Annotated in this window: 21 protein-coding genes; 11 read left to right on the top strand and 10 right to left on the bottom strand. The window is 64.7% G+C overall.

Annotated elements, in window-relative coordinates:
* Positions 1-18: 18 nt before the first annotated feature.
* The 4 genes from AACY13_RS15470 to AACY13_RS15455 form a co-directional block, all read right to left on the bottom strand.
* Positions 19-351 carry a multidrug transporter gene (locus AACY13_RS15470; RefSeq protein ID WP_339462473.1) on the bottom strand — a complete coding sequence of 111 codons (333 nt, stop codon included), beginning with the start codon at positions 349-351 and terminating at the stop codon, positions 19-21.
* A 76-nt stretch (positions 352-427) separates the two neighbouring features.
* Positions 428-1,006, bottom strand: a complete 579-nt coding sequence (locus AACY13_RS15465) for a lysophospholipid acyltransferase family protein (RefSeq protein ID WP_339462687.1) — start codon at positions 1,004-1,006, stop codon at positions 428-430.
* Between the two features lie 284 nt (positions 1,007-1,290).
* The gene (gene mutM / locus AACY13_RS15460) at positions 1,291-2,103 is read right to left on the bottom strand and encodes a bifunctional DNA-formamidopyrimidine glycosylase/DNA-(apurinic or apyrimidinic site) lyase (RefSeq protein WP_339462472.1); all 813 of its coding nucleotides are present in this window, start codon (positions 2,101-2,103) and stop codon (positions 1,291-1,293) included.
* An 86-nt stretch (positions 2,104-2,189) separates the two neighbouring features.
* The gene (locus AACY13_RS15455) at positions 2,190-3,002 is read right to left on the bottom strand and encodes an HDOD domain-containing protein (protein ID WP_339462686.1); all 813 of its coding nucleotides are present in this window, start codon (positions 3,000-3,002) and stop codon (positions 2,190-2,192) included.
* A gap of 244 nt (positions 3,003-3,246) precedes the next feature.
* Here AACY13_RS15455 and AACY13_RS15450 point away from each other — a divergent pair, with 244 nt between their 5' ends.
* The 6 genes from AACY13_RS15450 (at position 3,247) to ilvD (ending at position 11,529) form a co-directional block, all read left to right on the top strand.
* Positions 3,247-4,443 (top strand): class I SAM-dependent rRNA methyltransferase, encoded by a 1,197-nt coding sequence (locus AACY13_RS15450; protein WP_339462471.1) that lies wholly within the window; start codon positions 3,247-3,249, stop codon positions 4,441-4,443.
* A 461-nt stretch (positions 4,444-4,904) separates the two neighbouring features.
* Positions 4,905-6,020 (top strand): ABC transporter ATP-binding protein, encoded by a 1,116-nt coding sequence (locus AACY13_RS15445; protein ID WP_339462470.1) that lies wholly within the window; start codon positions 4,905-4,907, stop codon positions 6,018-6,020.
* A 30-nt stretch (positions 6,021-6,050) separates the two neighbouring features.
* A complete protein-coding gene (locus AACY13_RS15440) occupies positions 6,051-7,124 on the top strand; it encodes an ABC transporter substrate-binding protein (RefSeq protein ID WP_339462469.1) in 1,074 nt (357 codons plus the stop codon).
* Between the two features lie 221 nt (positions 7,125-7,345).
* Complete coding sequence (locus AACY13_RS15435) at positions 7,346-8,578, top strand: ABC transporter permease (RefSeq protein ID WP_339462468.1); 1,233 nt, start codon at positions 7,346-7,348, stop codon at positions 8,576-8,578.
* A gap of 9 nt (positions 8,579-8,587) precedes the next feature.
* Positions 8,588-9,445, top strand: coding sequence for an ABC transporter permease (locus AACY13_RS15430; RefSeq protein WP_339462467.1), 858 nt, complete (start codon positions 8,588-8,590; stop codon positions 9,443-9,445).
* A gap of 236 nt (positions 9,446-9,681) precedes the next feature.
* Positions 9,682-11,529, top strand: coding sequence for a dihydroxy-acid dehydratase (gene ilvD, locus AACY13_RS15425; protein ID WP_339462466.1), 1,848 nt, complete (start codon positions 9,682-9,684; stop codon positions 11,527-11,529).
* Positions 11,530-11,630: 101 nt separating this feature from the next.
* Here ilvD and AACY13_RS15420 read toward each other — a convergent pair whose 3' ends face one another.
* The gene (locus AACY13_RS15420; RefSeq protein WP_339462465.1) at positions 11,631-12,278 is read right to left on the bottom strand and encodes a YitT family protein; all 648 of its coding nucleotides are present in this window, start codon (positions 12,276-12,278) and stop codon (positions 11,631-11,633) included.
* 182 nt (positions 12,279-12,460) lie between these two features.
* On the bottom strand, positions 12,461-12,985 hold the full coding sequence (locus AACY13_RS15415) for a dihydrofolate reductase (RefSeq protein WP_339462464.1): 525 nt from the start codon (positions 12,983-12,985) through the stop codon (positions 12,461-12,463).
* A 153-nt stretch (positions 12,986-13,138) separates the two neighbouring features.
* Here AACY13_RS15415 and AACY13_RS15410 point away from each other — a divergent pair, with 153 nt between their 5' ends.
* From AACY13_RS15410 to AACY13_RS15400, 3 genes are all read left to right on the top strand, one after another.
* Complete coding sequence (locus AACY13_RS15410) at positions 13,139-14,284, top strand: glycerophosphodiester phosphodiesterase (protein WP_339462463.1); 1,146 nt, start codon at positions 13,139-13,141, stop codon at positions 14,282-14,284.
* A 60-nt stretch (positions 14,285-14,344) separates the two neighbouring features.
* Positions 14,345-15,745, top strand: a complete 1,401-nt coding sequence (locus AACY13_RS15405) for a DUF2868 domain-containing protein (RefSeq protein WP_339462462.1) — start codon at positions 14,345-14,347, stop codon at positions 15,743-15,745.
* A gap of 129 nt (positions 15,746-15,874) precedes the next feature.
* Positions 15,875-17,251 carry a GTPase/DUF3482 domain-containing protein gene (locus AACY13_RS15400; RefSeq protein ID WP_339462461.1) on the top strand — a complete coding sequence of 459 codons (1,377 nt, stop codon included), beginning with the start codon at positions 15,875-15,877 and terminating at the stop codon, positions 17,249-17,251.
* A gap of 68 nt (positions 17,252-17,319) precedes the next feature.
* Here AACY13_RS15400 and AACY13_RS15395 read toward each other — a convergent pair whose 3' ends face one another.
* From AACY13_RS15395 to AACY13_RS15380, 4 genes are all read right to left on the bottom strand, one after another.
* On the bottom strand, positions 17,320-18,387 hold the full coding sequence (locus AACY13_RS15395) for a transporter substrate-binding domain-containing protein (protein ID WP_339462460.1): 1,068 nt from the start codon (positions 18,385-18,387) through the stop codon (positions 17,320-17,322).
* A 158-nt stretch (positions 18,388-18,545) separates the two neighbouring features.
* Positions 18,546-19,340: a thymidylate synthase gene (locus AACY13_RS15390; RefSeq protein ID WP_339462459.1), complete on the bottom strand. Its 795-nt coding sequence runs from the start codon at positions 19,338-19,340 to the stop codon at positions 18,546-18,548.
* The gene (gene lgt / locus AACY13_RS15385; protein ID WP_339462458.1) at positions 19,337-20,140 is read right to left on the bottom strand and encodes a prolipoprotein diacylglyceryl transferase; all 804 of its coding nucleotides are present in this window, start codon (positions 20,138-20,140) and stop codon (positions 19,337-19,339) included. The genes AACY13_RS15390 and lgt overlap by 4 nt, the downstream gene beginning before the upstream one ends.
* Before the next feature lie 10 nt (positions 20,141-20,150).
* Complete coding sequence (locus tag AACY13_RS15380; RefSeq protein WP_339462457.1) at positions 20,151-20,933, bottom strand: sulfite exporter TauE/SafE family protein; 783 nt, start codon at positions 20,931-20,933, stop codon at positions 20,151-20,153.
* A gap of 121 nt (positions 20,934-21,054) precedes the next feature.
* Between AACY13_RS15380 and AACY13_RS15375 the strand changes: the two genes are divergently transcribed.
* Together AACY13_RS15375 and AACY13_RS15370 are read left to right on the top strand one after the other, a co-directional pair.
* On the top strand, positions 21,055-21,423 hold the full coding sequence (locus AACY13_RS15375) for a hypothetical protein (protein WP_339462456.1): 369 nt from the start codon (positions 21,055-21,057) through the stop codon (positions 21,421-21,423).
* Between the two features lie 3 nt (positions 21,424-21,426).
* Positions 21,427-22,179 (top strand): NRDE family protein, encoded by a 753-nt coding sequence (locus AACY13_RS15370; RefSeq protein WP_339462455.1) that lies wholly within the window; start codon positions 21,427-21,429, stop codon positions 22,177-22,179.
* Positions 22,180-22,314 lie beyond the last annotated feature (135 nt).

Below are 22,314 nucleotides of genomic sequence, written 5' to 3'. Positions count from 1 at the left end.
AACGCCCCATCAGGCAGGTCACTGACGCTTGTTGTAACCGTCGCCCGTGCAGCCCAGGCAGCGCACGAAGGCGGCCTTGCCGGGCTCGACCACCAGCGCCTTGCCGGCCGCGCCGATACCGCCACCGGTGGCGGCGAACGGCAGGGCCACCACGAACACCCCGGCACCGATCACCGTCGCCGCGATCAGCAGGGGCCGGGCGATCAGCAGGTCACCCACCATCGAGAAGGCTCCCGGGGCCTCCACGGTATACAGCGGGTCGCCGCTGGAATTCTGCTGGGCATGCACCGGCAGGGCCAGCAAGCCAGTGGTCAGCGCCAGGGCAGCAGCGGTTGAGCGAAACAGTTTCATGGGGCGATCCTTCAGCTATTAGGAGGCGGTGCGATTAACTATAACAGCGCTCTGCCAATTGTCAGCGTGACCGACATCAATCGCCATAAAAGCCGTACTCGGGTTTTTTCGGGATAAAGGGCCGATAAAACCCGAGAATTTCCCCGAGATCGGCCGCTTCATCGCCGCTGGGCCAGAAGGTCGGGCCGATCACCACCCGCCGGCTCCGATAATCCAGCGCCCCCAGCACGATGGGCACCCCAGCCCCCAGGGCGATGTGATAGAAGCCCATCTTCCAGCGCTCGACCTTTTTGCGCGTGCCTTCCGGCGACAACACCAGAATAAACTGCGGGTGCTCGCCGAAGGCCTGCACGGCCTGCTCCACGGTATTGCCCTGCTGGCCGCGATGGATGGCGATACCGCCCCAGCGGCGCAGCAGGCCGCCGAACGGCCAGCGAAAGATCGTGTGCTTGCCGAACCAGCGGGCGTTCAGGCGCAGAACGAACTTCAGGGCGATAAAGATCACGAAGTCCCAGTTGGAGGTGTGATGCGCACCGATGACCACGAAACGGTCGAGTTTCGGCAGCTCGCCGTCGATACGCCAGCCCATGAGTTTCAGTACGCTGCGCCCAAGCCACTCGGCCAGGGGATTGCGCGGCAGGTAGTTACCGGACATCTCGACCTCGGTATTTCTTATCATCAAATCAACGCGCTTTGACGATCTCGCGAGCTAGAGACAGACAAGGCGCTACGTTAGTAACAGCCTCTGGCTGGTCAAAACAGGCGAGGAAGCGGACTGGGCTCGCACGCGAGTTTACTGGTGTAAATGAGCATTACTCGTTTCACTCGCCCTTCGGGTCGCGCTAAAACGCGTTAGCCGCAAGCGGCTTGCCGAGACGCCGCGTCCCGGCCAGTTTTTAACGCAGTATGGCCGACGCGCAGCAGATCGTTGACGGAAGCTTAGCGTTGGCAGCGTGGGCAATAGACACTGGCCCGCTGGCCCAGCTTGATCTCGCGCAGGGTGCTGCCGCAGAGCTTGCAGAACTCGCCGCCACGGCCGTAGACGAACAGCTCCTGCTGAAAGTAGCCGGGCTGGCCGTCGCCGCCGACGAAATCGCGCAGGGTGGTGCCGCCGCGCTCGATGGCGTGGGCGAGGATGCGCTTGATCTCATCCGCCAGCTTCAAATAGCGCGCCCGCGAGATCGAACCCGCCTCGCGCCGCGGATCGATGCCGGCGGCGAACAGGGCCTCGGTCGCATAGATATTGCCGACCCCGACCACCACCGCGTTGTCCATGATAAAGGGCTTGACCGCCATGCTGCGGCCGCGCGATTGCTGGAACAGACGTTCGCCGTCGAACAGCTCGGTCAGAGGTTCCGGGCCGAGCTTGCTGAGCAGCACGTGCCCCAGGGGATCGGCGCTCCAGAGCAGGGCCCCGAAGCGCCGCGGATCGGTGTAGCGCAGCGCCAGCCCGGATTCCAGCTCGATATCCACGTGTTCGTGCTTGGCCGCCGGTAACCCGCACTCGACCAGACGCAGGCTGCCGGACATGCCCAGATGACTGATCAAGCTGCCGGTCTCGGCCTTGATCAGCAGGTACTTGGCGCGCCGCTCGACGCACTCGATACGCTGCCCGGACAACTGGACATCCAGGTTTTCCGGGATCGGCCAGCGCAAGCGCCGTTCGCGCACGATCACCCGGCTGACGCGCTGCCCTTCGAGGTAGGGAGCGATGCCGCGGCGGGTGGTTTCGACTTCGGGGAGTTCGGGCATAGGGGGATCAATCGAGACGAACGGGAGGCGGCCCTACCTTAGCAGGAATGCCCAGGAGCGACGAGCCGGTCACGGATAAGCCCGCCTCAGGTCGCCCCCAGCTCACGAATGCTTTCGCGCAGGTTCTCGAAGTCGTACCCGGACAGGCCGACATACTCCAGCACCAACTGCTCGATGCTCTGCCATTCATGATCTTCGGCCTGATTGCCCAGCACCCGGTGACTCTCGCAGATGTGCTCGGCCATCTTGAGGATCGCCAGCAGGGTCTTTAGCGGGGCATCGCGGGCGGCGTCCTCGGTAAAGATCGCCAGGGCGTTGTGATGACTGGCAATCGCCTCGCACAGGTGCAACGGCAGATTCCACGACTTGGCGGTGAAGTAACCGACCACCGCATGGTTGGTGTTGAGCAGGCGGTTCTCGGTGTCCACCACCCGGCGCTCGCCCGTGGCGCTGGCATAGGCCTCCTCCAGCACCCTCATATAACTGGGAAAGCGCTTGACCATCAGCGGGATGCCGCAGTTATGGAACAGCCCCAGGGTGTAGGCTTCGTCCGGCGAATGGTAGCCGATGCGCTTGGCCAGGGTCAGACAGGTCATGGCCACGTCCTGGGCGGAGTCCCAGAAGCGGTTGAGGGTGACGATGGTTTCGTCGGTCAGTTCGCCCCTGATCGACTGGGCGTTGATCAGATTGATCACCGTGTCGCAGCCGAGCAGGTTGACCGCCTGCTGGATCGAGGCGATGCGGTTGGTCAGGCCGAAATGCGGCGAATTGACGATTTTCAGCAGGGCCCCGGACAGCCCCGGGTCCTGGCTGATCAGCCGGGCGATGCTGCGCAGGTCCGGCGACGGCATAAACTGCTCCATCTGCAGATCGACCATGATCTGCGGCTGCGGCGGCACGCTGATGCCCTGGAGAAATTTCCTAAGCTGTTCGGGGGAGAGCTCGTGAGCCATGCGGACGGCAACCGGAATAAGAGGTGCGTCGCAGTCTAGCCAAAGCCAGCGGCGTTCCACAGCCAACTTTCGCCTGCTGGTGGAAAAAGCCGCGAAGGCCAGGGGCTGTTGCCGCTTCATTCGCACGATGAAACGGCTACAGCCCCTATGAACCCGCTATAATTTCGCTCTTTTTTCGGAGCCCTACCCCATGTCCCTGCCCAGCCTGCGCCTGAAAGCAAACGCCGACCGACGCCTGCGCGCCGGCCATCTGTGGGTCTACAGCAATGAGATCGACGTTGCCGCCACCCCCCTCAGCGGCTTTGCTGCGGGCGATCAGGCCATTCTCGAGGCCGCCGGCGGCAAACCCCTGGGGGTTGTCGCGCTGAGCCCGAACAACCTGATCTGCGCCCGCCTGCTGTCGCGCGACGTCAAGCATGTGCTGGACAAGTCCCTGCTGGTGCACCGCATCAACGTCGCCCTGAGCCTGCGCGAGCGCCTGTTCGACAAGCCCTGCTACCGCCTGGTGTACGGCGACTCCGACCTGCTGCCGGGCCTGGTGGTGGACCGTTTCTTCGACATCCTGGTGGTGCAGCTGGCGTCCGCGGCCATGGAGCGGCACAAGGACGAGGTGCTCGCCGCCCTGATCCAGGTGTGCAAGCCTAGCGGCATCCTGCTCAAGAACGACTCCGCCGCCCGCGATGCCGAAGGTCTGGCGCGTTATGTCGAGACCCCGTTTGGCGTGGTGCCGGAGTGGGTCGCCCTGGAAGAGAACGGCGTGAAGTTTGAAGCGCCGGTGATCGAAGGGCAGAAGACCGGCTGGTTCTACGACCACCGCATGAACCGCGCGCGCCTGGCCCCCTATGTCAAAGGCAAGCGCGTGCTCGACCTGTTCAGCTATATCGGCGGCTGGGGCGTACAGGCGGCGGCCTTCGGGGCCAGCGACGTGATGTGCGTCGACGCTTCCGGTTTCGCCCTCGACGGCGTCGAGCGCAACGCCGCGCTGAACGGCCTGACCGATCAGGTCGCCTGCGTCGAGGGCGATGTGTTCGAGGCGCTCAAGCAGCTCAAGGCCTCGGAAGAGCGCTTCGACGTGATCGTTGCCGACCCACCGGCCTTTATCAAACGCAAGAAAGACCTGAAGAACGGCGAAGGGGCCTACCGCCGCCTCAACGAACAGGCCATGCGCCTGCTCAACAAGGACGGCATCCTGATCAGCGCCAGCTGCTCCATGCACCTGCCGGAAGACGACCTGCAGAACATCCTGCTGACCAGCGCGCGCCATCTGGACCGCAATATCCAGCTGCTCGAGCGCGGAGCCCAGGGCCCGGATCACCCGGTGCACCCGGCCATCAATGAGACCCGCTATATCAAGAGTATGACCGTGCGCCTGCTGCCCAACAGCTAAGGTCGCGCTGCCGTGTCGCCGCACCGAAACGCCCACGGCAGTGCAGCGCTGCACCCGCCGAGTGCGTTTCGGCGGGTATTCCCTTCCCCCTGTGCTGTTACCACTTCTCCCACCCCGCTAGCGCAAACCCCAAGCTGAACTAGGCTTAGAAACACGCGCCGCGCAGCCGTGCACTGTTATGGCCGGCTGGCGTGCTTATTGCTTTTGGTTATTTCCATAACAACTGCTCGTCACCACAAGTGAACGAGACGGTTGACTGAAGCAGTCAGGTAAACGCCACATCAGGCCGTTGAAAAATGTAGCGAGCGCAGGCCAGGCAAGGCGCAATTAGGTGAAGACGCGGAGTGTGCTGTAGCACATGAGCAGTCTGAGCATAATTGCAACGCCGCATAGCCAAGCGCAGTAGTTTTTCAACAGCCTGATCGCGGGACGCCTGTTTTGATGGGACGCTGGGGAGGAATATGGCTGAGCAAGCTGGGGACAAACCGTTCCTGCAATTCACCAATGTAAAGAAGACCTACGACCACAAGACACTGGTGGTCAAGGATTTCAACCTGGACGTGGCCAAGGGCGAATTTATCACCCTGCTCGGCCCCTCCGGCTCCGGCAAGACCACCTGCCTGATGATGCTCGCCGGCTTCGAGGACGTGACCAGCGGCGAGATCCTGATCAACGGCCGCTCGGTCACCAGTATCGCGCCCTACGCGCGCAATATCGGCATGGTGTTCCAGCAGTACGCCCTGTTTCCCCATATGACCCTGCGCGAAAACCTCGCCTACCCGCTGAAAATCCGCAAAAGGCCCAAGGACGAGATCAAGGCCAAGGTCGACGAGTACCTGTCCCTGGTCGAGTTGCTGGAGTTCGGCAACCGCTTTCCCGGGCAGCTGTCCGGCGGCCAGCGCCAGCGCGTGGCCCTGGCCCGCGCGCTGATCTTCGCCCCGGACATCATCCTGATGGACGAACCCCTGGGTGCACTGGACAAGAAGCTGCGCGAGCAGATGCAGTTCGAGATCAAGCGCCTGCACGAACAGCTCGGTTTCACCGTGATCTACGTCACCCACGACCAGACCGAAGCCCTGACCATGAGCGACCGCATCGCCGTGTTCGACAGCGGCATCGTCCAGCAATGCGCCGCGCCCCACGTGCTCTACGAGCGCCCGGCCAACCTGTTCGTCGCCGACTTTATCGGCGAGAGCAACAAGCTCAAGGGCGTGATCGAATCGGTCGAGGCCGAGACCGTGCACGTCCGCCTGGACGACGGTGCCCTGGTCAGTAGCCTGAAGGCCAACTGCGTGGAAGTCGGGCTGCCGACCACCGTGTCGATCCGTCCGGAAAAACTCACCTTCACCGACCGCCTCGGCAGCGCCGGCAACCAGGTGATGGCGCGCTTCGTCACCCGCCACTATGTCGGCGAATACATTCGCTACCACTTCGAAACCCGCGACGGCACCGAGCTGGTGGTGAAGAACCTGAACGACAGCAGCGCCCCGCGACTCAGCGCCAAGGATGAAGTCGCCCTGGCCTGGCTGCCGCAAGACAGCCAGGCGCTGGACCGCCCCACCGCGACTACGCTTTAACCCCACAACTAAAAGCAATGGAGCACAGCAATGGCTAGATCACTGACTACCCGCTTTTCCACATTCGCTTTGGCTGCAGCGTTAGGCACGGCCAGCTTCGCCGCCAGCGCCGAGGACAGCCTGACCGTGGTGTCCTGGGGGGGCGCCTATGGCGCGGCACAGAAGAAGCATGTCATCGACCCTTACCAGAAAGACACCGGCACCAAGGTGCTGTTCGAGGATTACTCTGGCGGCGTGGCCGAGATCAAGGCCCAGGTCGAGTCCGGCAATATCCAGTGGGACGTGGTCGACTTCGAGGTGATCGACCTTGAACGCGCCTGCTCCGAAGGCCTGCTCGAAAGCCTGGACCACAGCGTCCTGCCGGCGGGCATCGACGACACCCCAGCTGCAGAAGACTTCATCCCCGAAGCCCTGGCCAGCGAATGCGCGGTCGGCAATATCGTCTGGTCGGTGGTCTTCGCCTACAACGAGAAGACCATCGGTGGTACCCAGGCGGCGAGCATCGGCGACTTCTTCGACACCAAGAAAATCCCCGGCAAGCGCGCCCTGCGCAAGCGTCCCCAGGTCAATATGGAATGGGCCCTGCTGGCCGACGGCGTAGCGCCCAAGGACGTCTACGAAGTGCTGTCCACTCCGGAAGGCCAGCAACGCGCCTTCGACAAGCTGGCCACCATCAAGGACGACCTGGTCTGGTTCGACTCCTGGTCCCAGGCCCCGCAACTGCTCAATGACGGCGGTGCGGTGCTGGTGCAATCGGCCAACGGCCGCTTCTACGACGCCATCCGCCAGGAGAACAAACCCTTCGTGATCGTCTGGGACGGCCACGTCTACGACCTCGACGCCTGGGCCATCGTCAAGGGCTCACCGAAGAAGGACCTGGCCATGCAGTTCATCAGCTACGCCACCGGTTCCAAGCCGCTGGCCGGCATGCCGGATGTGGCCTACGGCCCGACCCGCAAGTCGTCCATGCCACTGGCCGACCAGAGCGCCGCCCCGCACCTGCCTACCGCCCACCTGGACAAAGGCCTCCAGGCCGGCTCCGAGTTCTGGGCCGACTACGGCGAGTCGCTCGGTGAGAAATTCAACGAGTGGCTGTTGAAGTAACCCGTAATAAGACTGTGTGAAAACGTAGCGAGCGAAGGTTAGGCAAGGCAAAAACAGGCGAGGAAGCGGAGTTTACTGGTTGTAAATGAGCATGCCGAGCCTGTTTTTAACGCTGGATAACCAAGCGCAGTAGTTTTCACACAGTCTGAATAACCCCTCTCCCTTTGGGAGAGGGGTTGGGGTGAGGGTCTCGGCCTCACCAAGATTAGCGGAGTCACACCTTGTCCTCTCTGACCACCACCGAAGCCGGCCAAGCCGCCAGCGCCCGCAGCAAGAAACGCCTCACCGCCTTTCTGTTCGTGGTGCCGTTGCTGGCCTTTATCCTGCTGACCTTCGTTGCGCCCATCGGCAGCATGCTCTGGCGCAGCGTGCATCACCCGGCCGTGGCCGAACTGATCCCGCTGACCCTGGTGGAGTTGCAACGCTGGGACGGCAAAGCAGTACCCGATGACGCCACTCTGAACGTATTTGTTCAGGAGCTGCATGGCCTGGCCAAGGAGCGCCTGTCCGGCAAACTGTCCGAGGAGCTCAACCGCGCCTATACCGGCATGTCCAGCGTGGTCAAATCCAGCGCCCGCAAGGTCGGCCGACTCAAGCCCGAACAGCTTGAGAGTCAAGGCGTCGAGACCTTACTCAAGGCCCATCGCAACTGGAGTAAAACCGAGGTCTGGTATGCCATCCAGCGCGCGGGCTCGGTCTACACCTACGACTATTACCTGACCGCCCTGGACCTGGAAATGCACCCGGAACAGGGCATCCAGGTGCGCGAAGACACGCAAATCTACCTGCAGCTGTTCGGCAAGACCCTGAATATGGCGCTGGTCATCACCCTGTTCTGCGCCCTGCTCGGCTACCCGCTGGCCTACTACCTGGCCGGCCTGCCGGAAAACCGCGCCAACCTGCTGCTGGTATTGGTGCTACTACCGTTCTGGACCTCGCTGCTGGTGCGCACCACCGCCTGGATCGCCCTGCTGCAGACCAACGGCGTGATCAACTCCTTCCTGCTCAGCAGCGGCCTGATCGGCGAGCCGCTCGAGATGCTCTACACCTCGTTCGCCACCGTCATCGCCATGACCCATATCCTCCTGCCATTTATGATCCTGCCGCTGTACAGCGTGATGCGCGGCATCGACCACAGCTACCTGCGCGCCGCCATGTCGCTCGGGGCCAAACCGATTCCGGCCTTCGCCCGCATCTATTTCCCCATGACCCTGCCGGGTCTGAGTGCCGGCGCGCTGCTGGTGTTCATCATTTCCGTGGGCTACTACATCACCCCGGCACTGGTCGGTGGCACCGATGGGCAGATGATCAGCAACATCATCGCCTTCCATATGCAGCGCTCGAACAACTGGGAGCTGGCCGCCGCGCTGGGCTCCCTGCTGCTCGGCCTGATTCTCCTGCTGTACTGGCTGTACGATCGTTTCGTCGGTGCCAGCAATATCAAGCTGGGCTGAGGGGCAGACATGAGCAAGATTCCCGCGTACTTCGGCTTCTGGCACCACCTCGGCGCCTGGCTGCTGAAAACCAGTTCCTGGCTGGTGCTGCTGTTCCTGATCATGCCGATCCTGGTGATCATCCCGCTGTCGTTCAACGTCGAGCCGTTCTTCAGCTTTACCGAAGGCATGCTGACCCTGCAGCCGGAGGCCTATTCGCTGCGCTGGTACCGGGAGATCTTCAACGACCCGAAATGGATCCTGGCGATCCAGAACAGCTTTATCATCGGTATCTTCGCCACCCTGCTCGCCACCGTACTGGGCACCTGCGCCGCGGTCGGCCTGGCCCGCGACGACATGCCCTACCGGCGCTTTATCACCGCCCTGCTGCTGTCGCCGATGATCGTGCCGCTGATCATCACCGCCGCGGGGATGTTCTTCTTCTATTCCAACCTCGGCCTGGCCGGCAGCTACCTGGGGGTGATCCTGGCCCACGCCGCCCTGGGCACGCCCTTCGTGATCATCACCGTGACCGCGACCCTGACCGGCTTCGACTATTCCCTGGCGCGCGCGGCACTGAACCTGGGGGCCACACCGTTGCGGGTGTTCTTCGACATCATCATGCCGCTGATCCGTCCCGGGGTGATTTCCGGCGCGCTGTTCGCCTTTATCACCTCCTTCGACGAGGTGGTGGTGATCCTGTTTATGGCCGGCCCGCAACAGCGCACCATCCCGCGGCAGATGTTCTCGGGCCTGCGCGAGCAGATCAACCCGAGCATCCTGGCCATCGCCACGCTGCTGATCCTGGTGTCCATCGCCCTGCTGGTGACCCTCGAACTGCTGCGTCGGCGCGCCGAGCGCCTGCGCGGCGTCGAACTGATCGAATAACCGCCGCGCCCTTTGAACGCGCCAGCGCCTGGGATTAGAATCCCAGGTCTCCTGCCCCATCGGCGGATTTCGAGCCCGGACGGGCCAGCGCTAACCCCGCGCCAGGCACCGCCCCGCCCAGCACATGGTCACTTCCATTTGCCTTGGGCCTGAACCCGGCTCACCATACGCCACAGCCCGACGCCGGGAATGCCTGTGCGCCCGTGACCTGATAAGCCTTTGCAGGATTGACCGCCATGCCCGATTACCGCTCGAAAACCTCCACCCACGGCCGCAACATGGCCGGTGCTCGCGCCCTGTGGCGCGCCACCGGGATGAAGGACGAAGACTTCAAGAAGCCGATCATCGCCATCGCCAACTCCTTCACCCAGTTCGTGCCCGGCCACGTGCACCTGAAGGACATGGGCCAGCTGGTCGCCCGCGAGATCGAAAAGCACGGCGGCGTGGCCAAGGAATTCAACACCATCGCGGTCGACGACGGCATCGCCATGGGTCACGACGGCATGCTCTATTCACTGCCGAGCCGCGAGATCATCGCCGACTCCGTGGAATACATGGTCAACGCCCACTGCGCCGACGCCATCGTCTGCATCAGTAACTGCGACAAGATCACCCCCGGCATGTTGCTGGCCAGTCTGCGCCTGAACATCCCGGTGATCTTCGTTTCCGGCGGACCGATGGAAGCCGGTAAAACCAAGCTGGCCAGCCACGGCCTGGACCTGGTCGACGCCATGGTCATCGCCGCCGACGACAGCGCCAGCGACGAGAAAGTCGCCGAGTACGAGCGCAGCGCCTGTCCGACCTGTGGCAGCTGCTCCGGCATGTTCACCGCCAACTCGATGAACTGCCTGATGGAAGCCCTCGGCCTGGCCCTGCCCGGCAACGGTTCGACTCTGGCCACCCACAGCGACCGCGAGCAGCTGTTCCTGCAGGCCGGACGCACCGCCGTCGAGCTGTGCAAACGCTATTACCAGGACGGCGACGAGTCGGCCCTGCCGCGCAACATCGCCAGCTTCAAGGCGTTCGAAAACGCCATGACCCTGGACATCGCCATGGGCGGCTCGACCAACACCATCCTGCACCTGCTGGCGGCGGCCCAGGAAGGCGAAGTCGATTTCGACCTGCGCGATATCGATCGCCTGTCGCGCAAGGTGCCGCAGCTGTGCAAGGTCGCGCCGAACATCCAGAAATACCATATGGAAGACGTGCACCGCGCCGGCGGTATCTTCTCCATTCTCGGCTCCCTGGCCCGCGGCGGCCTGCTGCACACCGACCTGCCGACCGTGCACAGCGCGACCATGAGCGATGCCATCGCCAAATGGGACATCACCCAGACCGACGATGAAGCCGTGCACACCTTCTTCCGCGCCGGCCCGGCCGGCATTCCGACCCAGACCGCATTCAGCCAGAGCACCCGCTGGGACACGGTGGATGATGATCGGGAGAACGGCTGCATCCGCAGCGTCGAGCACGCTTATTCTCAGGAAGGTGGGCTCGCTGTGCTCTACGGCAATATCGCCGTCGACGGCTGCGTGGTGAAAACCGCCGGTGTCGATGAGTCCATCCATATCTTCGAAGGCAACGCGAAGATCTTCGAAAGCCAGGACAGCGCGGTACGCGGCATCCTCAATGACGAAGTGCAGGCCGGCGATATCGTCATCATCCGCTACGAAGGCCCGAAAGGCGGCCCGGGCATGCAGGAAATGCTCTACCCGACCTCGTACCTGAAGTCCAAGGGTCTGGGCAAAGCCTGCGCCTTGCTCACCGACGGCCGCTTCTCCGGCGGCACCTCGGGCCTGTCGATCGGTCACGCTTCGCCGGAAGCCGCCGCCGGCGGTGCCATCGGCCTGGTGCGCGAAGGCGACAAGATCCTGATCAATATCCACGAGCGCTCGATCAACCTGCTGGTCAGCGACGAAGAAATCGCCCATCGCCGCCACGAACAGGACAAGAAGGGCTGGAAGCCGGTGGAACAACGTCCACGCAAGGTCACCACTGCGCTCAAGGCCTACGCCCTGCTCGCCACCAGCGCCGACAAGGGTGCGGTGCGCGACAAGGCGCTGCTGGAAAAACTGGTGCCGTAAAAACCACCACGCTGTAACCATAAGCCCGGCCTAGTGCCGGGCTTTTGCGTTTTCGTAGGGTGCGCCGCGTGTTCAGCCGGGCACGATCTAACGCGGCACCTTCAACTCACACCCATATAGCGCCCGGCGCGATGGTTGATCGCCAGCACCATATTCAGCGCCAGCGCGCCGAGGATCGACAGCGCCACCTTGTCCAGCGGCACCACCATGACCGCACCCAGCACGATCAGCACATCGATGCCCATCTGCACCTTGCCGGCGCGCAGACCGAAGCGTTCCTGCAGGTACAGCGCGAGGATATTCACCCCACCCAGGCTGGCGCGGTGGCGGAATAGCATCAGCAGGCCAAGGCCCATGGCGAAGCCACCGAACAGCGCGGCATAAACGACATTGAGCTGGGCGAAGCCAAGCCAGTGCGGGGTCAGCTCGGCAAACAGCGAGACCAGGCCCACGGCGCAGAAGGTGCGCAGGGTAAAGGGCCAGCCCATGCGCCAGATGGCCAGGGCATAGAACGGCAGGTTGAGGGCAAAGAACACCAGACCGAACGGCCAGCCGAGCAGGTATTTCAGCAGAAAGGCCAGGCCCACGGTGCCGCCGGTCAGCAGACCCGCCTGGCTGTAGAAGGTGATTCCCAGAGCCACCATGGCCGTGCCCAGCAGCAGCGCCAGGCCGTCCTCCCAGAGCGGGTGACGAATAAAGATCGCGGCAATACGATCCGGCTCGGCGTGATCGACGTCGGCATCATGCATGGGGGGACAACCTGTAGACGAGGAGCGGAAATAAGCAGGGTAGCGGCCAACACAAAAATCGTCTGGAATGATTTTTAACGTCGAGCAGCGACGGCCCGCAGGGTGACCGCCAGGGTGACAGGCCTGAAAACCTCCGCCTTGGCGTACGTCAAGGCGGTGCTGGAAAGCTCAGTCCGAACGGACTATTTGCGATCCCACACCTCAAACACATAACCCGGGGTTTCCAGCCCAGGCGCATGTTCGATGGCGGAAGACGGATGCCACTCGGCCTCGTTCACCTCGGGGAACCAGGCATCGCCCTGAGGGCTGATGCCGACACGGGTCAGGTACAGGCGCTCGGCCCGAGCCAGGCCCAGTTCGTAGAGCTGCGCACCGCCGATCAGCATCAGCTCTTCGGCATCTTCCTCGCGGGCCCAGGCCTCGGCGCGTTCAAGCGCCGCGTCGAGGCTGGTGAAGACTTCCGCGCCCTCAAGCTGCAGATCCGGCTGACGGCTGACCACCAGGTTGAGCCGGCCCGGCAAGGGCCGACCGAGGGAGTCCCAGGTCTTGCGGCCCATGATGATCGGCTTGCCCAGGGTCAGCGCCTTGAAGTGTTTGAGGTCCGCCGGCAGGTGCCAGGGCAGTTGATTATCGCGGCCGATCACGCGGTTTTCCGCGAGGGCGGCGATCAGGCAGAGAGGCAGAGTATTTTTCATGACGGCGAGCATAGCAGAGGGGCGAGGCCAGTCGCAGCCCACCTTTGGCACTGCCAACCGACGCACAAACTGCAGCGCGTTTATCCGCTTGTTGCCAGGCCGTCGTCGAACCGTCACCGTTGCCCAGGCAGGCTTGCACTTCCCCCCGCGCAAGGAGACGCCGCCATGTTCCTCACCCTCCGCACCCTGTTCTGCGCCAGCTTGCTGGCCCCACTGCTGGCCATTGCCGCCCCGGCCCAGGCCGACGGCGTACAGGCCGCCATCTACTGGGCCCGGCAGCAGCCGCAAACCCAAAACGGCAAGCCCAGGGGCGACGCCAAGCCGCTGATCATCGCTCACCGCGGTGCCAGCGGTTATGTCCCCGAACACACCCTGGCCGCCTATGCCCTGGCGATCCTGCAAGGTGCCGATTACATCGAGCCGGACCTGGTGATAAGCCAGGACGGCCAACTGGTCGCCCGCCACGACAACGAGCTGGGCCTGACCACCGATATCGCCCAGCACCCCGAATTCGCCGAGCGGCGGCGCACCCAGAGCGTCGACGGGGTCAGCCTCAGCGGCTGGTTCAGTGAGGACTTCACCCTCGCCGAACTGAAGACCCTGCGCGCCATCGAGCGCATCCCGCAGATTCGCCCGGGCAACGCCCGCCTGGACGGCAGCTTCGCCATCCCGACCCTGCAGGAAATCATCGACCTGGTAAAAACCCTGCAACTGAGCCAGCAACGGGTGATCGGCCTGTACCCGGAAACCAAGCACCCGACCCATTTCCAGCAGCTCGGCCTGGGCCTGGAGCAACCGCTGGTCAGGCTGCTGAAGAAGAACGGCTACAACAGCGCCCAGGCCCCGGTGTATATCCAGTCATTCGAGGTCGAGAACCTCAAGACCCTGCGTCGCATGACGCCGCTGCGCCTGGTGCAACTGCTGTGGGTCGAGGGCCAGCCCTATGACCAGCAGGTGCTGGGCAGCGAGCTGAGTTACGCGCAGATGGCCACGCCCGCCGGCCTCGCCGCCATTGCCCGCTATGCCGCCGGCATCGGCCCGGAGAAGGGCCAGGTCATCCCCCGCGATGCCAATGGCAATCTGACTAGTGCCACGAACCTGGTACGCGACGCCCATGCCGCCGGACTCAAGGTGCACCCTTATACCTTCCGCGCGGAAAACAGCTTTCTGCCGAGCGAACTGCGCAACGGCGACGACCCGCAGACCCGCGGCGACCTCGAAGCGGAACTCCAGCGCTTTCTCGATGCAGGGATCGACGGCCTGTTTATCGACCAGCCGGACATCGCCGTACGCCTGCGCGCAAAACCCTGAAGCAGAGCGGATTTAGCCCAACACGGCGGCAGCGGTTATGCTCAACCCCTGACCCGACCGATGAGACGCCGTGTGACAGCCGCCTCCGCCACCAACACCCTGCACCGCCTCTGGCTCAGCGAGACCATTCGCCTGCGCGAGGCGCACGCCGGTCCGCTGGAAGACGGCGAGGCCAACCGCCGCGCCCAGGCCCAGGGCGGCACGCTCGGCGAACGCATCCAGACCCGCGCCTGGCTGCTCGGCGAACGCGACGGCCAGGTGCAAGCCCTGCAGCATTGGCTGCAGGGCGCACACCTGGCCGGGCTGCTGCTACTGCTGTTTGCCGTTATCGGCGGCAGCGCCCTGGCCGTGGCCGCACTGGGCGATGGCCAGCGGCCGGTCAACGTGTTCTGGGCCTTGGGCAGCCTGCTCGGCCTGCACCTGCTGCTGCTGCTCGGCTGGGGCCTGGGCCTGCTGCTGAGCCGCGACGGCGCAGGCACACTCGGGCGGCTGTGGTTGTGGCTGAGCGAGAAGCTCGCCCGCGATGCCCAGGCCGCCCAGCTGGCACCCGCCCTGCTGCTGGTGCTGCAACGCCAGCGTCTCGGCCGCTGGGGGCTGGGTGTGCTGGTGCATGGTTTCTGGCTGCTGACCCTGCTCACTGCCCTGCTGACCCTGCTTGGTCTGCTGACGACCCGCCGCTATGGCTTTATCTGGGAAAGCACCCTGCTCGGCGCGGACGCCTTCGTCGCCATCACCAACGCCCTCAGCGTGCTGCCCCGGGCATTGGGCTTCAGCGCGCCGACGGTAGCCATGATCCACGCCAGCACCAGCGACCTGTACAACAGCGAACTGGTGCGCCAGAGCTGGGCCGTCTGGCTGGTCGCCGCCGTGCTGATCTACGGCGTACTGCCGCGCCTGCTGCTGTTGCTGTTCTGCCTGTGGCGCTGGCGGCGTGGCTGCGCCGCCCTCGCGCTGGACATCCACCTGCCCGGTTACAGCCTGCTGCGCGAGCGCCTGCAACCGGGCAGCGAACGCCTGGGCGTGTGCGACGCCGCGCCACTGCAGCTGCATCAGCCCCAGGCTGGCAGCAGCGCGCAGAGCAGCCAGGGCGCGCTGCTGCTGGCAATCGAACTGGATCCGCAGCGCAGCTGGCCACCGGCCCTGCCCAAAGGCATCGGCGATGCCGGGGTGATCGACAGCCGTGAGCAGCGCAAGCAGCTGCTCGACCAGCTCAGCCGCTTTCCCCCGGCACGCCTGCTGATCGCCTGCGACCCACGCCGCTCGCCGGACCGCGGCAGCCTGGGACTGCTCGGCGAACTGGCGCGCACGGCCAGCGCCACCCGTATCTGGCTGCTGCCTCCGCCGCCGGGCGAAGCACTGGACAGCGCCCGCCTGGGCGACTGGCACCGCGCGCTGGATCAGCTGCAGCTCAGTTATAGCGACAGCGCGCCGCTTAACTGGCTGGAGCATGGCCATGACTGACATCTATCGCCTGGTGACGCGGATGCAACCCAAGACAAATCGCCCACGGGGTAGGGTGGATGACGCCTTTTTCATCCACCCTCGTTGTGGGTGGATGGGTACAGCGTCATCCACCCTACGGAGCCTAGGATGAGTCAGGCGCTGAAACTCGCCTTGGTCGGCCATACCAATGCCGGCAAGACCTCGCTGCTGCGCACCCTGACCCGCGACATCGGCTTCGGCGAAGTGTCCCACCGCCCCAGCACCACCCGCCATGTCGAGGGCGCACGGCTGTCGGTGGATGGCAGCGCGCTGCTGGAGCTGTACGACACCCCCGGCCTGGAAGACGCCATCGCCCTGTTCGACTACCTGGAGCGCCTCGACCGCCCCGGCGAACGCCTGGACGGCCCGCAGCGACTGGCGCGCTTTCTCGATGGCAGCGAGGCGCGCCAGCGCTTCGAACAGGAAGCCAAGGTGCTGCGCCAGCTGCTGGTCTCGGACGCCGGCCTCTACGTGATCGACGCCCGCGAGCCGGTGCTGGCCAAATACCGCGACGAACTGGCCGTGCTGGCCATGTGCGGCAAACCGCTGCTGCCGGTGCTCAACTTCGTCGCCAGCAGCAACCACCGCGAGCACGACTGGCGCGACGCCCTGGCCCGCCTCGGCCTGCATGCCCTGGTGTGTTTCGACAGCGTCGCGCCGCCGCTGGATGGCGAGCGCCGCCTGTACGAGAGCCTCGCCCTGCTGCAGGAAAAGGCCCGCCCGCAACTGCAACGGCTGATCGACGACCACCAGGCGCAGCGCCAGCTGCGCAAGAGCAGCGGCGCGCGCCTGATCGCCGAACTGCTGATGGACTGCGCCGCCTGCCGCCGCAGCGTCGCCGCCCAGGCCACCCTGGAACAGGGCGCGGTCCGCGACCTGCATCAGGCCATCCGCCAACGCGAACAGCGCTGCGTGGACGCCCTGCTGCGCCTGTATGCCTTCCGTCAGGAGGATGCCCAGGCCGGCGACCTGCCCTTGCTCTACGGGCGCTGGGGCGACGACCTGTTCAACCCGGAAACCCTCAAGCAGCTCGGGGTCAAGGTCGGTGGCGGTATGGCCGCTGGCGCGGCCACCGGCGTGGGCATCGATCTGCTGGTCGGTGGTGTCACCCTCGGGGCCGCCGCCGCCCTGGGCGCGTTGATCGGCGGTGGCGCGCAGACCCTGCGCGGCTACGGCAGCCGCCTGAAAGGCAAGCTCAAGGGCCAGCGCGAGCTGACCGTGGACGACGCCGTGCTGCGCCTGCTCGCCCTGCGCCAACAGTTGCTGCTGCAAGCGCTGGAAGCCCGCGGCCATGCCGCGGTCGAGGCCATCACGCTGACAACGCCGCAGGACGCCAGCTGGCGCGAGGGCAAGCTGCCGGACGCCCTGCACAAGGCTCGCGCCCATCCCGAATGGTCATCGCTCAACCCCGGCGCACGGCTGGAAGACGGCGAGCGCCAGGCGCAGATCGACGCACTGAGCGTCACGCTGACAGCACCGTTATAGGGTGCAACAGCGGTCCGCACATTCGGGCCTGCCCACGATCATCGCCCTGACAGCGGAACCTTGGAGGCTCAGGGCCTGCCCAGGTAAAGCTCCAGCACCTTGCCCCAGTCGTCGCCGCCGGTGACGCGCAGCACCTCCTGGCTGATCCGTTCGCGGTAGGGGCTGCCGTCGGCCAGGGCGAAGGCGTAGGACTGCTCCTCGAAGGTGCCGGGCAGCAGGCGCAGACCGCCGCCGCCCAGCTCGCCGTTGCGGTACTGCATGATAGGCAGGTCGTAGACCACCGCATCGACCTCGCCCAGCTGTACCGCACGCATGGCCTCGAGCAGGTTGGGGTAGTCGCTGCGGCGAATCCGCTGGCTGTCCAGATAGCGCGCGCTGATGGTCTTGTCGATGCTCGCCACATGGGCGCGGCGCAGGTCGTCGACGCCCTGGATGCCGCCCTTCAGGTTGCCCACGGTGAGCGCGCTGGTCACTGCCGCGGTGAAGATCGAAACCATGACCAACCCGGCGAACATCCATACCAGGGCGATCAGCCGCCCGCCCAGGGTCACCGGGGCCTTGTCGCCGTAGCCGACGGTGGTCATGGTCACCGCCGCCCACCAGAAGCTGGAGCCCAGGCCTTGCGCCGGGGAACCGCCGAACTGCGGCTGGTTGTGCCGCCGCTCGAACAGCCAGAGCAGCCCACCGACCAGCAACATCAGGACCGCCAGGCCGAGGATCAGGCTGACGAACTGCCAGGACAGCAGGCCCTTGACCGCGGTCCAGCCGCTCCCCTCGCCGCCGTGCGGCACGCCGATGGCCAGGCCGTTGCGGTAGAACGGATGGGTGAAGTCGAAACGCGATTCACGCTCGGCGGTCATGGTCAGCGCGCCGACCACCGCATCCAGCTGGCCGCCCTCCAGGCTCGGCAGCAGGCGATCGAACGGCATCGGCAGCAGCTCGTAGCGATAACCCGCTTGCTCGGCGACGGCCTGCCACAGGTCGATGCTGATGCCGCGCCAGCTGCCGTCCGGCTCCTGGATGACAAAGGGCGGCACTTCGTTGATACCCACCCGCAAGACCGGCGCGTTCGACTCCTGCGCCGCGGCAGGCAACCCCAGCAGACACAACAGCAGGCTGATCAGAATCCTCGGCACAAGCACACTCTCCCCTATCGGCAAAACGCCAGGGTAACAAATACCGCCGCCGCCCTGGCCGCGAAACCCAGGACTACGAGGCGCGCAAGCGGCTCGATGCCCTGTGCGAGCGGCCGCGGCGGGACAAGATCGCCTGCGCGGCCGCCTGGAGCAGGCTGTTAGACGGCGACTGGCGCAGGGATATGCGGATGGGCCTGATAGCCGACCAGTTCGAAGTCCTCGAACTTGAAGGCGAAGATATCCTTCACCTCGGGGTTGAGCTTCATGGTCGGCAGCGGCAGCGGCTCGCGGGCAAGCTGCAGGTTGGCCTGCTCGATATGGTTGACGTACAGGTGGCAGTCGCCGCCGGTCCAGATGAAGTCGCCGGGCTGCAGGCCGCAGACCTGAGCGACCATCAGGGTCAGCAGGGCGTAGCTGGCGATATTGAAGGGCACCCCGAGGAAGATGTCCGCCGAGCGCTGGTACAGCTGGCAACTGAGCTTGCCGTCAGCCACATAGAACTGGAACAGCGCGTGACATGGCGGCAGGGCCATCTGCTCGACCAGCGCCGGATTCCAGGCGGAGACGATCAGGCGGCGCGAGTCCGGGTTCTTTCTGATCATCTCGATCAGCTTGCTGATCTGGTCGATCGACTCGCCATTGGGCGTCGGCCAGTTGCGCCACTGATAGCCGTACACCGGGCCGAGGTCGCCGTTTTCGTCGGCCCACTCGTCCCAGATGCGCACGCCGTTGTCCTTCAGGTACTTGATATTGGTGTCGCCCTGGAGGAACCACAGCAGCTCGTGGATGATGGATTTCAGGTGGCACTTCTTGGTGGTCACCAGCGGGAAGCCGTCGGCCAGATTGAAGCGCATCTGGTGGGCGAACAGGCTGTAGGTGCCGGTGCCGGTGCGGTCGCTCTTGAAGGTGCCGGTGTCGCGCACCAGGCGCATCAGCTCGAGGTACTGTTTCATCGGCCGGCCTCCTGTGCAGCCTGGCGTTTATAGGCATAGGCGATCATCCCCAGGCCACCGAGCACCATCGGTACGCAGAGCACCTGGCCCATGGTCAGCCAGCCGCCGGCCAGATAGCCGAGCTGGGCATCCGGCACGCGGACGAACTCGACGATAAAGCGGAAGATGCCGTAGCACAGGGCAAACATGCCCGACACCGCCATGGTCGGCCTGGGCCCCCGCGAGTAGAACCAGAGGATGGCGAACAGCGCCACGCCTTCCAGGGCGAACTGATAGAGCTGCGAGGGATGCCGCGCCAGTTGCTCAGGATCGGTGGGGAAGACCATGGCCCAGGGCACATCAGTGGCCTTGCCCCAGAGTTCGGCATTGATAAAGTTGCCGATGCGCCCGGCACCCAGGCCGATCGGCACCAGCGGGGCGATAAAGTCCATCAGCTGGAAGAAGCTCTTGTTGTTGCGCAGGCCGAACCACCAGGTCGCCAGCATCACCCCGATCAGGCCGCCGTGGAAGGACATGCCGCCCTCCCAGATGCGCAGCATCTTCACCGGCTCGGCGATATAGGCGGCCAGGTCGTAGAACAGCACATAGCCCAGACGGCCGCCGAGGATTACGCCCATGGCCACCCAGAACACCAGGTCGGAGAGTTTTTCCTTGCTCCAGCTCGGCTCGAAGGCGTTGACCCGGCGCGAGGCCAGCCACCAGGCACCGCCGATGCCGACCAGGTACATCAGGCCATACCAATGGATTTTCAGCGGGCCGAGGGCCAGCGCCACCGGGTCGATCTGCGGGTAAGGCAGCATCAAAAACTCCTTAGATCAGGAAATTCACGCCCACTACCAAGAGCAGCAGGGCGAACAGACGCTTGAGCAGGCGCGGCGACAGCTTGTGTGCCAGGCGCGCGCCAAAGCGGGCAAAAAACATGCTGGTAATGGCAATCCCGGCCATGGCCGGCAGGTAGACGAAACCCAGGCTCCAGTCTGGCAGGCCGGGTGCATCCCAGCCCAGCCAGATAAAGGACAGGGCACCTGCCAGGGCAATCGGCAGACCGCAGGCCGAGGACGTTGCCACCGCCTGCTGCATCGACACGCTGCGCCAAGTCAGGAAGGGTACGGTCAGCGAACCGCCACCGATGCCGAAAATCGCCGAAGCCCAGCCGATCACCGCACCGGCCAGGGTCAGCCCTGGCTTGCCTGGGACCACGCGGCTGGCCTTGGGTTTCAGCTCCAGGGCCATTTGCAGGGCGATAACGATAGCGAACACGCCGATGATCTTCTGCAGCATCTCGCCCTGGATCGCGGAAGCAGTAGCCGCCCCAAGGGCCGCGCCGAGCAGGATACCCAGGGTCATCCAGACGAAGATCGGCCAGCGCACCGCGCCCTTGCGCTGATGCTCCAGCACCGAATTGATCGAGGTGAAGATAATGGTCGCCAGAGATGTGCCCACGGCCAGATGGGTCAGTACTGCCGGCTCGAAGCCCTGAGCGGCGAAGCTGAACACCAGCACCGGCACGATGATGATGCCGCCCCCTACCCCGAACAGCCCGGCCAGCACTCCGGCGGCCGCACCCAGCAGCAAATACAGCAGCAGTTCCATCGACACCCCCGCAAATGATGCGGCATGGTAACGGATGCACAGGTCCGGACTCTACTTCGGGCGATGGATGTATGCCCGAGCTTTGCGTAAAGTGCCAGGATCGCCCTCGGAACAGACCGCCGTGAGCCCGATCCTGTACCTGAAGCTGAGTTGTAACCAGATGCACCTGAGCCTGCTGCCAAATGGCCGCGAGCTGCGCCTGCAGGCCGATCCGCCATTCAGCAACCAACGCCTGCTGGTGGCGGACTTTAGCGCGGCGCAACAGTTGCTCCGACGCGGGCTCGCGGAGCTGCTGCCCAAGCGCTTTCTGCGCCTGAGCCTGCCGCCACAGCTATTGATCCAGCCACTGGAATACCTGGAAGGCGGCCTGGCGCAGGTCGAGGAGCGCATTCTGCTGGAGCTCGGCCTGGGCGGCGGCGCACGCAAGGTGCGCCTGCACCTGGGTGCCGAGCTGGACAGTGCCGGCGTCCTGGAAAAATTAAGGGGCTAGCCCATGTGCCTGATCGCTCTGGCCTGGCGGCCCGGCCATGCCCATCCCCTACTGGTAGCCGCCAACCGCGACGAGTTCTATGCTCGCCCGAGCCAGCCATTGACCGAATGGCCCGATCTACCCGGCGTGTTTGCCGGACGCGACCTGCAGGCCGGTGGTACCTGGCTGGGCATCGGCCCAGGCGGGCGTTTCGCCGCCCTGACCAATATCCGCGACCCCGCCCAGGGCCAGGGCCAGGGCCTGCGCTCGCGCGGCGAGCTGCCGGTGGCCTTTCTCGGCGGCAGTCTGAACGCAGAAGACTTTCTCCAGCAGCTGCGCGAGCAGCGCCGGCACTACAGCGGCTTCAATCTATTGCTCGGCGATCACCGGCAGCTCTGGCACTTCAACTCCCGGACGGGGCGCGCCAACGCGCTGGCGGAAGGCCTACACGGCCTGTCGAATGCCGACCTGGATACGCCCTGGCCCAAGCTGCAGCGGGCGAAAAACGCGCTGCGCCAGTGCCTCGACGCGCCGCAGCCGCAGGCCCTGCTTGCCCTGCTGGGTGACCCGACGCAGGCGGCCGACGAACACTTGCCGCAGACCGGTATCGGCCTGACCGGCGAACGTCTGCTGTCCAGCGTGTTTATCGCCAGCACGACTTACGGTACCCGTGCCAGCAGCGCCCTGATCGTACATGCCGACGGCAGCCGTCAGTTGATCGAGCGCAGCTTCGGGCCGGGCGGCCGTTATCTGGGCGAGGTCGTCGTCGAGGCCTGAGTCAGAGCTTGTGAAAATATCGAACGCCGTCGCGAGGCTGTCTCCAGGCGTTCGCGGCAAGGCGCACTGCGTGAGAAATGGGGGAGTTTAGTGAGCTAAATGACCCCATTTTTCACATAGCGCAACGTCAGCAGC

The organism is Pseudomonas sp. EA_105y_Pfl2_R69 (genome assembly GCF_963970915.1).
Lineage (GTDB): Bacteria > Pseudomonadota > Gammaproteobacteria > Pseudomonadales > Pseudomonadaceae > Aquipseudomonas.
The sequence above is the reverse complement of the archived record's forward strand: the minus strand, read 5'-3'. Positions and strand labels throughout refer to the sequence as shown.